General features: G+C 68.4%; 13 protein-coding genes. 10 read left to right on the plus strand and 3 right to left on the minus strand.

The genetic code is table 11. From position 1 onward, the window contains the following. Positions 1–159: 159 nt before the first annotated feature. The 6 genes from U9J23_RS09890 (at position 160) to U9J23_RS09915 (ending at position 9,663) form a co-directional block, all read left to right on the plus strand. Positions 160–1,410 (plus strand): nitrate/nitrite transporter, encoded by a 1,251-nt coding sequence (locus tag U9J23_RS09890; protein WP_326602515.1) that lies wholly within the window; start codon positions 160–162, stop codon positions 1,408–1,410. Then, the gene (locus tag U9J23_RS09895; protein ID WP_085468023.1) at positions 1,407–5,102 is read left to right on the plus strand and encodes a nitrate reductase subunit alpha; all 3,696 of its coding nucleotides are present in this window, start codon (positions 1,407–1,409) and stop codon (positions 5,100–5,102) included. Before U9J23_RS09890 ends, U9J23_RS09895 begins: the two co-directional genes overlap by 4 nt. Before the next feature lie 25 nt (positions 5,103–5,127). Continuing rightward, entirely contained in the window at positions 5,128–6,813 is a 1,686-nt protein-coding gene (narH, locus tag U9J23_RS09900; protein ID WP_106199997.1) for a nitrate reductase subunit beta, read from the plus strand. Then, positions 6,810–7,511 carry a nitrate reductase molybdenum cofactor assembly chaperone gene (narJ, locus tag U9J23_RS09905; RefSeq protein WP_272266484.1) on the plus strand — a complete coding sequence of 234 codons (702 nt, stop codon included), beginning with the start codon at positions 6,810–6,812 and terminating at the stop codon, positions 7,509–7,511. The genes narH and narJ overlap by 4 nt, the downstream gene beginning before the upstream one ends. Next, a complete protein-coding gene (gene narI, locus U9J23_RS09910) occupies positions 7,508–8,239 on the plus strand; it encodes a respiratory nitrate reductase subunit gamma (protein ID WP_230822995.1) in 732 nt (243 codons plus the stop codon). The genes narJ and narI overlap by 4 nt, the downstream gene beginning before the upstream one ends. An 86-nt stretch (positions 8,240–8,325) precedes the next feature. Continuing rightward, positions 8,326–9,663, plus strand: a complete 1,338-nt coding sequence (locus U9J23_RS09915) for a M16 family metallopeptidase (protein ID WP_085468026.1) — start codon at positions 8,326–8,328, stop codon at positions 9,661–9,663. On the opposite strand, the gene zapE is transcribed toward U9J23_RS09915, so the two are convergent. Further along, positions 9,612–10,691 (minus strand): cell division protein ZapE, encoded by a 1,080-nt coding sequence (gene zapE, locus U9J23_RS09920; protein ID WP_326602520.1) that lies wholly within the window; start codon positions 10,689–10,691, stop codon positions 9,612–9,614. The two genes, U9J23_RS09915 and zapE, sit on opposite strands and share 52 nt — an antisense overlap. Before the next feature lie 22 nt (positions 10,692–10,713). Between zapE and U9J23_RS09925 the strand changes: the two genes are divergently transcribed. From U9J23_RS09925 to U9J23_RS09940, 4 genes are all read left to right on the plus strand, one after another. Then, on the plus strand, positions 10,714–11,316 hold the full coding sequence (locus U9J23_RS09925) for a TetR/AcrR family transcriptional regulator (RefSeq protein ID WP_229580096.1): 603 nt from the start codon (positions 10,714–10,716) through the stop codon (positions 11,314–11,316). 85 nt (positions 11,317–11,401) lie between these two features. Next, complete coding sequence (dapB, locus tag U9J23_RS09930; RefSeq protein WP_174479584.1) at positions 11,402–12,157, plus strand: 4-hydroxy-tetrahydrodipicolinate reductase; 756 nt, start codon at positions 11,402–11,404, stop codon at positions 12,155–12,157. Continuing rightward, complete coding sequence (locus U9J23_RS09935; protein WP_059381231.1) at positions 12,154–12,633, plus strand: hypothetical protein; 480 nt, start codon at positions 12,154–12,156, stop codon at positions 12,631–12,633. The genes dapB and U9J23_RS09935 overlap by 4 nt, the downstream gene beginning before the upstream one ends. Before the next feature lie 89 nt (positions 12,634–12,722). Beyond that, positions 12,723–13,226, plus strand: a complete 504-nt coding sequence (locus U9J23_RS09940; RefSeq protein ID WP_326602889.1) for a flavodoxin family protein — start codon at positions 12,723–12,725, stop codon at positions 13,224–13,226. Between the two features lie 52 nt (positions 13,227–13,278). Here U9J23_RS09940 and U9J23_RS09945 read toward each other — a convergent pair whose 3' ends face one another. Next, positions 13,279–13,719: an SRPBCC family protein gene (locus tag U9J23_RS09945; protein ID WP_059381233.1), complete on the minus strand. Its 441-nt coding sequence runs from the start codon at positions 13,717–13,719 to the stop codon at positions 13,279–13,281. Positions 13,720–13,777: 58 nt separating this feature from the next. After that, positions 13,778–14,359 (minus strand): hypothetical protein, encoded by a 582-nt coding sequence (locus U9J23_RS09950; RefSeq protein WP_326602523.1) that lies wholly within the window; start codon positions 14,357–14,359, stop codon positions 13,778–13,780. Between the last annotated feature and the right edge of the window lie 40 nt (positions 14,360–14,399).

The raw sequence follows: 14,399 nt of genomic DNA on the forward strand, positions 1-14,399 counted from the left end.
CGTGAACCCCGCACCCGTGGCGCCCGACATCCGGTCGGGCACCACGGGTGCGTCGTTTCCGGCAGACCATGGTTACCGGGGTGCAACGGCCGGACGTCCTCCGGGTGAGGTTCCGCCGAACCGGGTGCGGACCGCGCCCGGGAATGGTTCCCTGAATATGTGAGAACGGCCACGCCGGCGGATCTCGGGAGGTTGCGCGGAGCGAATCTGGCTCTGGCAACCTGGGTGTCCGCCATCAACTTCTGGGCCTGGAACATGATCGGGCCGCTGTCGACGACCTACGCCACCGACATGTCGCTCAGCAGCACGGAAGCGTCGATGCTGGTGGCCACGCCGATCCTCGTAGGCTCCCTCGGCCGCATCGCGGTCGGGGCGATGACGGACCGGTACGGCGGAAGGGCGATGTTCATCGCCGTCTCGCTGCTGTCGATCGTTCCTGTCGTCGCGGTCGGATTCGCCGCCGAGGCCGGCTCCTACCCGCTGCTCCTGGTCTGCGGGTTCTTCCTCGGCATCGCCGGCACGATCTTCGCGGTCGGGATCCCGTTCGCCAACAACTGGTACGAACCCGCCCGCCGCGGCTTCGCGACCGGCGTGTTCGGGGCGGGCATGGTGGGCACGGCCCTGTCGGCCTTCTTCACCCCGCGTTTCGTGAACTGGTTCGGGCTGGTGCCCACCCACATCGTCGTGGCGGCCGCCCTCGCCGTGACCGCCGTGGTGTGCATCCTGGTGATGCGCAACGCTCCCGATTTCCGTCCCAACACCGACCCGGTGCTGCCCAAACTGACAGCCGCGGCGAAACTCGGTGTGACCTGGGAGATGTCGTTCCTGTACGCGGTCGTGTTCGGCGGATTCGTGGCGTTCAGCAACTATCTGCCCACCTACATCAAGACGATCTACGGCTTCTCCGCGGTCGACGCCGGTACGCGCACGGCGGGTTTCGCGCTCGCCGCGGTCCTCGCCCGGCCCGTGGGCGGAGCGCTGTCGGACCGGGTGCCGCCGAAGTACGTGGTCCTGGCCTCGTTCACCGGCACCGCCGTGATGGCGGTGATCGCGACCTTCCAGCCCCCGCCCGACCTGTGGTCGGCGCTGACGTTCATCACGATGGCGATCTTCCTGGGTATCGGCACCGGTGGGGTCTTCGCATGGGTGGCGCGCCGCGCCCCGGCGCACGCGGTGGGCAGCGTCACGGGCATCGTCGCCGCAGCCGGTGGGCTCGGCGGTTACTTCCCACCCCTGGTGATGGGCGCGACCTACGACGCCGAGGGCAACGACTACACCGTCGGCCTGCTCCTGCTCGCCGCGACGGCACTGGTGTGCCTGCTCTACACCGCCTTCCGGCTGCATGCCCACGAACCGCCGCCGTCGGCCGCAGGATCCGGGAACCGCGACGTACGTGAGGAGAAGCCGTGACGGACACCGCCGGAGTCGGGAACCGGATCGAGGAACTGCTCGTGCGCAGCGGACGGTTCTTCACCTCCGGCGAGCAGTCCGACGACACGCGCACGGTCACGCGGCGCGGTGGCCGCGAAGGCGACATCTTCTACCGGGACCGCTGGAGTCACGACAAGGTCGTCCGCTCCACCCACGGGGTGAACTGCACCGGCTCCTGCTCGTGGAAGATCTATGTCAAGGACGGCATCATCACCTGGGAGACCCAGGAAACCGACTATCCGACAGTCGGTCCCGACCGTCCCGAGTACGAACCGCGCGGGTGCCCGCGCGGCGCGGCCTTCTCCTGGTACACCTACTCACCGACGCGCGTGCGGTACCCGTATGCGCGCGGGCTGCTCGTCGAGATGTACCGGGAGGCACGGCAGCGACTCGGCGATCCGGTGCTCGCCTGGGCCGACATCCAGAACGATCCCGAGCGGCGCCGCCGCTACCAGCGTGCCCGCGGCAAGGGCGGGCTGGTGCGCGTCACGTGGGCCGAGGCCACGGAGATGATCGCCGCCGCGCACGTTCACACCATCAAGGAGTACGGGCCCGACCGGGTGGCGGGTTTCTCGCCGATCCCCGCGATGTCGATGGTCTCCTTCGCCGCCGGTTCCCGGTTCGTCGAACTGCTCGGCGGCGTGATGACGTCGTTCTACGACTGGTACGCGGACCTGCCGGTGGCGTCGCCGCAGGTCTTCGGCGACCAGACCGACGTGCCCGAGTCCGGGGACTGGTGGGACGCGTCCTATCTGATGATGTGGGGCTCGAACGTGCCCGTCACCCGCACCCCGGATGCGCACTGGATGACGGAGGTCCGTTATCGCGGCACGAAGGTCGTCTCGGTGAGCCCGGACTACGCCGACAACACCAAGTTCGCCGACGAATGGATGGCGTGCGCGGCGGGTACCGACGGTGCCCTGGCGATGGCGATGGGCCATGTGCTTCTCACAGAGTTCTATGTGCGGCAGCGTGTTCCGTTCTTCGTCGACTATGTGCGCCGGTACACCGACCTGCCCTTCCTCGTACGGCTCGACCAACGCGACGGGAAGCTCGTGCCGGGCAAGAACCTCACCGCCGCCGACCTCGGGCACAGTGTCGAGAACGCGGCCTTCAAGCCGGTCTTCGTCGACGGTGCGACCGACACCGTCGTCGCACCCCGGGGCTCCCTCGGATTCCGCTACGGCGACGACGGCATCGGCAAGTGGAATCTCGAACTCGGTGACCTCGTCCCCGCACTGACGGTCGCGCCCGGAGGTGGGGGAGCGGGTGAGACCGCGGCGGTGCACCTGCCGAGTTTCGACACCGTCGACGGGCACGGTGAGAGCATCGAACGGGGCGTGCCGGTGCGGCGGATCGGGGATCACCTCGTGTGCACCGTCTTCGACCTGATGCTCGCGCAGTACGGGGTGAACCGCCCGGAGCTCGACCTGCCCGGGCAGTGGCCGAGCGGGTACGACGACCCGGGCTCGCCGTACACCCCGGCCTGGCAGGAGGCCCTCACCGGAGTGCCCGCAGCCCAGGCGATCCGGATCGCGACGGAGTTCGCCCGCAACGCAGAGGAATCGGGCGGGCGTTCGATGATCATCATGGGGGCCGGCATCTGCCAGTGGTTCCACGGCGACGCGACCTATCGCGCTGTACTCGCGCTGCTCATGCTCACCGGCTGCATGGGACGCAACGGAGGCGGATGGGCGCACTACGTCGGCCAGGAGAAGTGCCGGCCCGTCACGGGATGGGCGGCCATGGCGATGGGGACGGACTGGTCTCGCCCGCCCCGCCAGATGGCCGGAACCTCCTACTGGTACGTGCACACCGATCAGTGGCGCTACGACGGTTACCGCGCCGACGCCCTGGCCAGTCCCCTGGGACGAGGACGTTTCCGCGACAAGCACACGATGGACGTCATGGCGTCCGCCGTCGCCATGGGCTGGACGCCCTTCTATCCGCAGTTCGACCGCAACACCCACGAGGTCGCCGAACAGGCGCGGGCCGCGGGAACGGAGATCCCGCAGCACGTTGCGCAGCAACTCGCCTCGGGCGAGTTGAAGCTGTCGGTCACCGACCCCGACGATCCCCGGAACTGGCCGCGTGTGCTCAGCGTGTGGCGGTCGAATCTGCTCGGCTCGTCCAGCAAGGGCAACGAGTACTTCCTGCGGCACCTGCTCGGCACCGACTCCAACGTGCAGGGCGAGCCGACGGCCCCCGGCCTGCGACCCGGCGAGGTCGCGTGGCCCGACGACCTGCCCGAAGGAAAACTCGATCTGCTCATGTCGATCGACTTCCGCATGACCTCGACGACGTTGTTCTCCGACATCGTCCTGCCCGCCGCGACCTGGTACGAGAAGGGCGACCTGTCGAGCACCGACATGCACCCCTACATCCACGCCTTCACCGCGGCGGTCGACCCGCCCTGGGAAACCCGTTCGGACTACGACGCCTTCGGCGCCATCGCGCAGACCTTCAGCGCCCTCGCCCGGACCCATCTGGGAACCCGCACCGACATCGTCATGGGGACACTGCAGCACGACACGCCCGCGGCGATGGCGTATCCGTCCGGCACCGAACGGGACTGGCGCGCGACCGGCGAAATACCGGTTCCGGGGAAGACGATGGGTCCGCTCACCGTCGTCGAACGGGACTACGGTGCGGTCGCGGAGAAGTGGGCGACCCTCGGCCCGCTCGTCGAGACCCTCGGATTGAACACCAAGGGTGTCGTGACCCGGCCGGACCGTGAGGTCGCCGAACTGGCACAGAGATTCGGCGTGATGGATTCCGGTGCCGGGCAGGGGCGTCCGGCGATCACCACCGCCGAGCGCATGGCCGACACGATCCTCGCGCTGTCGGGCACGTCCAACGGCAGGCTCGCCGTCGAGGGTTTCCGCGAGCTGGAGAAACGCACCGGACGGCGACTCGTGCACCTCGCGGAGGGCAGTGAGGAACGGCGGATCACCTACGCCGACACCCAGTCCCGTCCCGTACCGGTCATCACGAGCCCGGAATGGTCGGGGAGCGAAACAGGAGGTCGCCGGTACGCCCCGTTCACCGTGAACATCGAAGAACTGAAGCCCTTCCACACGTTGACGGGCCGGATGCACTTCTACCTCGACCACGACTGGCTCGAAGAACTCGGGGAGCAGCTTCCGGTCTACCGGCCCCCGCTCGACATGTCGCGGCTGTTCGGTGAGCAAGCGGTCGGCTCCGGCGACGGTATCGGCCTGACGGTGAGGTACCTGACCCCGCACTCGAAGTGGTCGATCCACTCGGAATACCAGGACAACCTGTTCATGCTGTCGCTGTCCCGGGGCGGACCGGCGATGTGGATGTCGCCGGCCGACGCCGCGAAGATCTCGGTGAGCGACAACGACTGGGTCGAGGCGGTCAATCGCAACGGTGTCGTGGTGTGCCGGGCGATCGTCTCGCACCGGATGCCCGAGGGAGTGGTGTTCGTCTACCACGCCCAGGACCGCGTCATCGACGTCCCGCGCAGCGAGACCACCGGACGCCGCGGCGGCATCCACAATTCGCTGACGCGCATCCTCATCAAGCCGAGCCACCTCGCCGGCGGATACGCGCAGACGGCCTACGCGTTCAACTATCTCGGTCCGACGGGCAACCAGCGCGACGAGGTGACGATCGTGCGGCGCCGATCCCAGGAGGTCGTCTACTGATGCGTGAGCAGGGAACGAGGCGGTCGTGAAGGTCATGGCACAGCTCGCGATGGTGATGAACCTCGACAAGTGCATCGGATGCCACACCTGCTCGGTGACCTGCAAGCAGGCATGGACCAACCGGTCGGGCACCGAGTACGTGTGGTTCAACAATGTCGAAACCCGGCCGGGCCAAGGCTATCCACGCACCTACGAGGATCAGGAACGCTGGCGCGGCGGATGGGTCCGGGACGCGAAGGGACGTCTGCGTCTCCGCGACGGCGGACGCCTCGCGAAACTCGCCCGCATCTTCTCGAATCCGAAGATGCCGTCCATCCAGGACTACTACGAACCGTGGACCTACGACTACGAGAACCTCACGAATGCCCCGCTCGGCGAACACGTCCCGGTGGCGTCACCGCGCAGCCTGATCTCCGGCGAGCCGATGAAGGTGGAATGGTCGGCCAACTGGGACGACGATCTCGGCGGCTCACCGTCGATCGTGCCCGACGATCCGATCCTGAAGAAGGTCGGCGACCGGGTGAAACTCGAGTTCGAACAGACCTTCATGTTCTACCTGCCGCGGATCTGCGAGCACTGCCTGAACCCGTCCTGCGTCGCGTCGTGCCCGTCCGGGGCGATGTACAAGCGGTCGGAGGACGGCATCGTGCTCGTCGACCAGGACCGGTGTCGGGGCTGGCGGATGTGCGTGTCCGGATGCCCGTACAAGAAGGTGTACTTCAACCACAAGACCGGCAAGGCCGAGAAGTGCACCTTCTGCTATCCGCGCGTCGAGGTCGGGTTGCCGACGGTGTGTTCGGAGACGTGCGTGGGCAGGCTTCGGTACATCGGTCTGGTCCTCTACGACGTCGACCGGGTCCTGGAGGCGGCATCGGTGGAGAACGACACCGACCTGTACGAGGCGCAACGCGGGCTGCTGCTCGACCCCCGCGACCCCGAGGTGATCGCCGGCGCCCGCGCCGAGGGCATCTCCGACGAGTGGATCGAGGCCGCGCAACGGTCCCCGGTCTACGACCTGATCAGCACCTACCGGGTCGCGTTGCCGCTGCATCCGGAATACCGGACGATGCCGATGGTCTGGTACGTGCCACCGCTGTCGCCGGTCGTCGACGCCGTCAGCCGGGAGGGACACGACGGCGAGGACATCGGCAACCTGTTCGGCGCCCTCGACGCCCTGCGCATCCCCATCGCGTACCTCGCGGAACTGTTCACCGCCGGGGACACCGCGACGGTCGAGGCGGTGCTGCGACGACTCGCTGCGATGCGCTCCTACATGCGCGACATCAATCTCGGCCGCGAGACCCGCCCCGAGATCCCCGAGGCCGTCGGCATGACCGAGGAACGGATCTACGAGATGTACCGGCTCCTCGCGCTCGCCAAGTACGACGAGCGGTACGTCATCCCCACCGCCTACGCGGCCGAAGGGCATCGCCTCGAGGAGTCGGCGACGGACTGCGCACTGTCCTACGAGGGTGGTCCCGGCATGTACGAGTCGGGTCCGTTCGGTGAGGCCAGCGGCGCCCCGGTCCCGGTGGCGGTCGAGACCTTCCACGCCCTCGCCCAGCGGCAGACCAGTGAGGGGATGGCGGCGAACGCGTCGAACCCGTCGCGGGTGAACCTCCTGAACTGGGACGGCAAGGGCGTGCCGACGGGCATGTTCCCGGGCGGTCACGACAGGGGCGGTCACGGCACGGAAGGGGAGAAGCGATGAGACTGCTGCGTCCACGGCGCGCCGGCGTCGATCGCGCACTGCACCGTCGCCTCGTCCGTCAGGCCGCGTCGCTGCTGCTGGCCTATCCCGACGACGGACACGCCGGACGGCTGGACGTCGCCGGGCAGCTCGTCGACCACATCACCGGTCCCGAGGAGGACATGCTGGGGACGGCGGTCCGCGCACTGGACGAACCGGATCTGCTCGTCCTGGCCCAGCGGTACGTCGAGACCTTCGACCTGCGGCGACGCTCGACGATGTACCTGACCTACTGGACCGCGGGCGACACCCGGAATCGCGGCGCCGAGATGCACGCCTTCGCGAGTGCCTACCGCGCCGCGGGCGTCGAGCCGCCCGCCCACGAATCACCCGACCATCTGCCGGTCGTCCTCGAATTCGCGGCCACCGTGGATCCCTCTGCAGGCGAGGAACTTCTCATCCGGTATCGGGTGGCCCTCGACGTGCTGCACACCTCCCTGCACGAGACCGGCTCGCCGTACGCGCAGGTCGTCGCGGCCGTGTGCGCGACGCTCCCGCCGGTCACCGCCCGGGACGAGGAGCGGGCCCGGCGCCTCGCGCAGGCGGGACCGCCCCGCGAGTCGATCGGATTGCAGCCCTTCACCCTGACGGTGCCGCCCCGGCCCGCGCCCTCGTCGCCGTCCGACGGATCTTCCCGGCGAGGAGTCCCGGAATCATGAGTGCAGGAGAGATCTTCTGGGACGTGGTGCCGTACGTGACACTCGCGATCGTCGCGGTGGGGACCTGGTGGCGGTACCGATACGACAAGTTCGGATGGACCACCCGTTCGTCCCAGCTGTACGAGGCGCGGTTGCTGCGCATCGCGAGCCCGATGTTCCACTTCGGAATCCTGGTCGTGATCGTCGGCCACGTCATCGGCCTGGTGATCCCGCAGTCGTGGACCGACGCCGTCGGGTTGAGTCAGCACGCCTATCACGTGCAGGCCATCACTCTCGGCACGATCGCCGGTGTCTCGACGCTCGTCGGCATCTCCCTGCTCGTGTACCGCCGTCGCACCCGCGGTCCCGTCTTCAGCGCCACCACTCTCAACGACAAGGTCATGTATGTCGTGCTCGTCGCCGCGATCGTGGCGGGTCTCGCCACCACGCTGATGGGGTCGGGTGTCGTGGGCGAGGAACACAACTACCGGGAGACCGTCTCGCCGTGGTTCCGGTCGATCTGGGTCCTGCAACCCCGCGGCGACCTGATGGTGGAGGCGCCGTTCAGCTTCCAGCTGCACGCGCTGATCGGTCTCCTGCTCTTCGCCATCTGGCCGTTCACCCGCCTGGTCCACGCCTTCAGTGCCCCCGTCGGATACCTGTTCCGGCCGTACATCGTCTACCGCAGCCGCGACGAGGCACGTCCCGGACGGCTCGTGGGTTCGCAGCCGCAACGACGGGGATGGTGAGCGCGCGCCCGATGGTGGGGGAGAGTCCCGGTGTACTGTGAAATGTTCCGCGCCCTCCGACCTTGTCAGGACCACCGAAGATCCCCATGGCTTCCAGTTCCCACGTGAAGAACGACGCTTCGACCCCCGCACCCGTCGCGGCCACCGGCGTCCGACGCTCGGTCCTGCCCGGAGGCGTGCGGGTCGTCACCGAGCACGTCCCGGGAGTTCGCTCGGCGGCCGTCGGAGTGTGGGTCGGTGTCGGGTCCCGCGACGAACAACCGTCCGTCGCAGGCGCCGCCCACTTCCTCGAGCACCTGCTGTTCAAGGCGACCCCGACGCGTACCGCTCTCGACATCGCCGAGACGATGGACGGGATCGGGGGAGAGCTCAACGCGTTCACCAGCAAGGAGCACACCTGCTTCTATGCGCACGTGCTCGACGACGACCTGCCGATCGCCGTCGACGTCGTCGCCGACGTCGTCCTGCGCGGCCGGTGCCTGAGCGCGGACGTCGACGTCGAGCGTCAGGTGGTGCTCGAGGAGATCGCGATGCGCGACGACGATCCCGAGGACCTGCTCGGCGACTCGCTGCTCACCGCGCTGTACGGCGATCACCCCATCGGCCGGCCGATCATCGGATCCGTCGAGTCGATCGAGTCCATGACCCGGACCCAGCTGCATTCGTTCCACGTGCGCCGCTACACGCCGCCGCGGATGGTCGTCGCGGTCGCCGGCAACGTCGACCACGCGCACACCGTCGAACTGGTGCGCCGCGCCTTCGCCGGTCATCTGGACGACGCGGCCGCTCCCGCGCCCTGCCGCGACGGACGGCTCGAACTGCGTACCGCGCCGACGATGAGCATCGTCGAGCGCGACAACGAGCAGGCGCACCTGACCCTCGGCGTGCGCTCCTTCGGCCGGCACGACGGGCGTCGCTGGGCGCTGTCGGTGCTCAACGCAGCCGTCGGCGGCGGGCTGAGTTCGCGCCTGTTCCAGGAAGTGCGGGAGAAGCGGGGCCTGGCCTACTCGGTGTACTCCGGCACCGACACCTTCGCCGACACCGGCGCCTTCTCCGTCTACGCGGGTTGTCAGCCCGACAACCTCGGGGAGGTCGCCGCGGTGGTCCGGGAAGTGCTCACCGACGTGGCCGAACACGGCATCACCGACGCGGAATGCGCTCGTGCCAAGGGGTCGCTGCGCGGCGGTCTCGTGCTCGGACTCGAGGACACCGGCGCGCGCATGCACCGGATCGGCCGCAGCGAACTGAGCTACGGACAGCACTGGAGCATCACCGAGACCCTCGAACGCATCTCGTCGGTGTCCACCGAGGAAGTACGCAGCGTGGCAGCCGACCTGCTGCACCGGCCGTTCGCGGTCGCGGTCGCCGGTCCCTACAGGCGCACGCGTGACCTTCCGGCATCGGTGCGCGAACTCGTGTCCTGAATCGTCCTCAGCTGAGCCAGTCGGCTCCGCAGGCGTCCGATGTCGTGCGCGACGGGTCCCGCCGCGGCAGCGAGTTCCGACACCGCGACCTCCGCGACGAAGACGACCCGCGCGTCGCGGTCGTGGAGCACGTCCACCAGATCGGCGAATCGCTGCGCGGGTTCGCGACCGGCGGTCGTCAGGTTCGGGATCCCGTCGACGACCCAGAACAGGTGCTCCGCCGCGAGCGCCAGATAGTCGGCCGGCGCCGTGGTGTGCCCACAGAGGTCGCCGAAGTCGAACCAGAGACAGTCCTTCTCGGCCCGTAGAGCGCGGAGCGGACGTCCTGCCGGGCGCAGGACCCGATGTTCGGCCGGTGCCGGCCGCTCGAGGCCCTGCCGTCGTAGCTGCAGGTCGGACGGGGAGACGGCCCAGATCCCCGACGCGAAACCCCGCGTACGGTCGGAATCGAGCCGATGATCGCGCGGACCGTCCAGGGCCACGACGGTCGCGCACCGCTCGACGAGCTCGATCGTCGGGACGAAGCCCTCGTGGAAGAGCGGATCGGGGAGAAGCTCGCGGGGACGGTAATTCGAGGTCAGGACGAGACGCGTGTGCCGCGCGAGCAGTGCGGGGAGCAACCGGGCGACGAACGTGCCGTCCGCCGGATCGTGGACGTGGAATTCGTCGAAGCACACGAGTTCGGCGCGACCGATCAGATGATCGAGTGCGGCGTCGAGATCGAAGCGGTGCCGTCGGAGCTCGACGTGCAGGTCGCGGAAGAACTCGTGGAAGTGGACGCGCAGCTTGTCCGGTCCGGGATAGGCCGAGAAGTAGACGTCGGCGAGCCAACTCTTGCCACGTCCGGGCGGGCCCCACAGGTAGACGTTCGGGCGCTCGGGATGGCACAGCTGCTCGACGGCGTGGTGTTGCGCGGGATCGAGCACGAACCCCCTGCTACGCGCGGCGTCGTCGAACACCGTGCGGGGAACGGGGTTCGGCAGGGCGGTGTTCGGTGACCCGCGGTTCCTGCGGCGGCGCAACCTCACGCCGAGACTCTATCATCGTAGAGTGACGATTCCGCCTCGACGTCCCTCCCGGCACACGGCCATCAGCGACGCCGCACTCGAACTCGCCGCCCGTGGCGGCAACCACGCGGTGACGCACACGGGCATCGACGTGCATCTCGGTCTGCCGAAGGGCTCGACCTCGTACTACTTCCGCACCCGCCACGCCCTGGTCTCGGCTGCGATCGCCCGTCTCACCGATCGGTCGCGCGCGGATTTCGCCGCGCTGTTCGACGACACGACCGGCACCCCGAGTTCGCCCGCCGACCTGATCGCGCGCTATATCGAACGTCTGCTCACGGTGCGCCGCACCGATGTGCTGGCCCGGTACGCGCTCGCGACCGACGCGCGGCTCGAACCCGAGTCGGCCGAGGCGCTCGCGGGCTGCATGTTCTCGATCACCGCGGCCACCGACCTCGTGCGGGAGCTCGGAGCGCCCGACCCCGGTACGGCCGGCCACGATCTGGTGACCCTGCTCGAAGGAATTCTGTTCGATCGCACCCACGGCCTACGCGCCCACACGTCCTCGGGGCCGGGCACGGCGTGGGTCGACGAGATCCGTTCGTCGGTCGGCCTGTGGCTCGACGCCCTCTGCGCGCAGCAGTAGGTGGCATTCGACCCGCTCGGGACATCCGCGGGTGGTTGCGTAGGATTTCCGGGGGAGACGGCAACGAAAGGGCGTGACGACGCAAGTGGATGCAACAAAGGTTCGGGTGGGTGTACTCGGTGCTGCCGGCAAGGTCGGCCAGGCGATCTGCGCCGCCGTCGACGCCGCGTCCGATCTCGAGCTCGTCGCCACCGTCGACAAGGGTGACGGTCTCGACACCCTGGTGAACTCGCAGGCCCAGGTGGTCGTCGACTTCACGCACCCCGACGTCGTCATGGACAACCTGCACTTCCTCGTCGAGAACGGTATCCACGCCGTGGTCGGAACCACCGGCTTCGACGACGAGCGCCTCGACAGGGTGCGGAGCTGGCTCGCGGATCGTCCCGAGGTGGGGGTACTCATCGCACCGAACTTCGCGATCGGTGCCGTGCTGTCGATGCGCTTCGCCCAGGCCGCCGCCCGGTTCTTCGACTCCGTCGAGGTGATCGAGCTGCACCACCCGAACAAGGCCGACGCACCGTCCGGTACCGCCTACCGCACCGCCCGTCTGATCGCGCAGGCCCGCGCCGAGGCCGGTGTGGCTCCGAGCCCGGACGCCACCACCACCGAACTCGACGGTGCGCGCGGCGCCGACGTCGACGGTGTCCGCGTGCACTCCGTGCGTCTCGCCGGACTCGTCGCCCACCAGGAGGTGCTGCTCGGCACCCAGGGCGAGACCCTCACCATCCGGCACGACTCGATCGACCGCTCCTCCTTCGCCCCCGGCGTGCTGCTCGGCGTGCGGGAGATCGGTAAGCGGCCGGGACTGACCGTCGGAATCGATCCCCTCCTCGACCTGTGAGAACCGGCTCCCTCAAAGTCCTCGTGCCCATCGCGTTCATCGTGGTGGCGCTGGGGTTCTACTTCGTCCTGCTCGGCTCGACCGGCCTGGAGCTGATCCGCTCCGGTGAGGTCGCGGCGATCGGTCTCGGTATCGGCATCCTCATCCTCCCGATCGTGGGAGCCTGGATCGTCTACGCGACCCTCCGCGCAGGCCTGCAGCACCAGCATCTCGCGCGGCGGATCCACGACGAAGGCCTCGAACTCGACGTCGACGATCTGCCCCGCATGCCCTCGGGGCGGATCGACCGGGACGCCGCCGACGAACTGTTCGCGACCGTGAAGCAGGAATGGGAAGCCGACCCCGACAACTGGCGCAACTCCTATCGGCTCGCACGCGCCTACGACTATGCGGGCGACCGCAGTCGCGCGCGGGAGACGATGCGCCGGGCCGTCGCGCTCGAGAAACTCGAACGGGACGGCGACGCGGGTTCCTGAACCGACGAGCGGCTTCGACAAGCGCTGCCGTGAGCGGCTTTGACAAGCTCAGCGCGGTCCAGCAGCCTGCTGATGTGACGGACGAGGCTGTGGAAGACCGGTCAGGGGCGGACGAGACGGGACGCGGGGACGGATCGCGCACGGTGCTGGTGGTGCACCACACCCCGTCGCCGTCGACCCGCGAGATCCTCGAAGCGGTCCTGGCGGGAGCGCGGGACCCGGAGATCACGGGTGTCACCGTCCGGGCGGTTCCTGCGCTGGGTGCCACGGTGCCCGATGTGCTGGCCGCCGATGGTTTCCTGTTCGGCACCACCGCCAATTTCGGCTACATGTCGGGTGCGCTCAAGCACTTCTTCGACACCGTCTACTACCCGTGTCTCGATGCCGTGGCCGGCCGTCCCTACGGTCTGTGGGTGCACGGGAACAACGACACCGCCGGGGCTGTGGCCTCGGTTCGGCGCCTGACCACCGGCTTGGGTCTCGTGCAGGCTGCCGCCGATCTCGAGATCACCGGACCGGTCGACGCGAAGGTGCGCGAGCAGTGCTACGAGTTCGGCGCCATCGTCGCGGCGACCGCGGCCGGTGAGATCTGACGCGAGCGAGAGTTCTTCGCTCCGCGATCAGTGGACATGCTTCGCTCCGCTATCAGCGGAAATGCTTTTCCGTGAACGACTTGAGGCCCTTGCCGGCGGTTTCGAGGGCCATCTTCTCGGCGCGCCGCACGAGGAATCCGGGGATCGGGATCTTCGGATCGATCGTCAGCGAGAATTCGGCCGTCGTGCCGGATCCCTTGGCAGTGAGGGTGTAGGCACCGTCCTGCTGGCGCTGCTGGCTGCTCTCCACGAGGGTCCACGACATGGACTCGTTGCCGTTCCAGTCGTACTCGACGACCTGTTCGTCGGTGATGCCGACGATCGAGACGGTCATCCGCACACGGTGTGGGCGTCCGTCGGGGTGGGTGGATTCGACGGTGACGGACTTGTGGGTCGACGACCACTCGGGCAGGCGTTCGACCGCGGCGAGTGCGGCCATCACCTGCTCCGGGGTTGCGTCGATGTCGAAATTCCTGGTGCTGCTGACCGCCATGCGCCCTCCGCGTCGCCCGATATGTGTGCGTCGGCACTCTATCGTGCGGTGAGGTGCCTCACGCGTCGGTGTGGGGCTCCGTGTCGCCGGGGCCCGCCGCGTCGTCCGGGCCCGCGGTATCGGTCGGGTCGGTCGGCGGTTGCTCGGTGGATGCGGGCGGGGTGGGCTTCGCCCAACCACCTCGACGGCGCCATTCGTCGGCACGGCGCTGGTAGCGCATCTGCTCCCGCAGGGCGCCCTGCACGGCCTGCGCCATCCAGGAGTTGAGCGACAGTCCGCTCTGCTGCGCGGCTTCCTCGGCCTTGGTCTTGATCTGCTCGACGAGGCGCAGGGTCACCCGGCTGATATCGCCGGTCATCTCCTCGAAGGACGGCGTCGGATCCTCTTGCGGGGGAGCGGTTTCGCTGTGGACGGCGAGGACGGCGTCGGTGCCGTCGAGTCGCACCGTGACGGTGCGGTCGCCGAGTTCGTCGCTGATCTCGTTGGCCATGTCGGACAGTGCTGCCAGGACCGCGAGCCGGACGGGTGCGGCGATGGCGGTCGCGAGGGCCGCGGCGGTGCGTCGGGTCTGTTCGTCGCCGAGTTCGGCCGCGGAGATCACGGAGTCGGTGATGGCGGACGTGTACTTGTCGATGTCCATGACGCCAGTGTGACGTCACAAATGATGTCACGCAAGGTGT

This window comes from Rhodococcus sp. PD04 (assembly GCF_035918275.1).
GTDB lineage: Bacteria > Actinomycetota > Actinomycetes > Mycobacteriales > Mycobacteriaceae > Rhodococcus > Rhodococcus rhodochrous.

Bases quoted from the DNA above. Each gene is read 5' to 3' on its own strand.
- narJ (WP_272266484.1), top strand. From the start codon at position 6,810: ATGAGACTGCTGCGTCCACGGCGCGCCGGCGTCGATCGCGCACTGCAC.
- narI (WP_230822995.1), top strand. From the start codon at position 7,508: ATGAGTGCAGGAGAGATCTTCTGGGACGTGGTGCCGTACGTGACACTC.
- U9J23_RS09915 (WP_085468026.1), top strand. From the start codon at position 8,326: ATGGCTTCCAGTTCCCACGTGAAGAACGACGCTTCGACCCCCGCACCC.
- U9J23_RS09945 (WP_059381233.1), bottom strand. From the start codon at position 13,719: ATGGCGGTCAGCAGCACCAGGAATTTCGACATCGACGCAACCCCGGAG.
- U9J23_RS09950 (WP_326602523.1), bottom strand. From the start codon at position 14,359: ATGGACATCGACAAGTACACGTCCGCCATCACCGACTCCGTGATCTCC.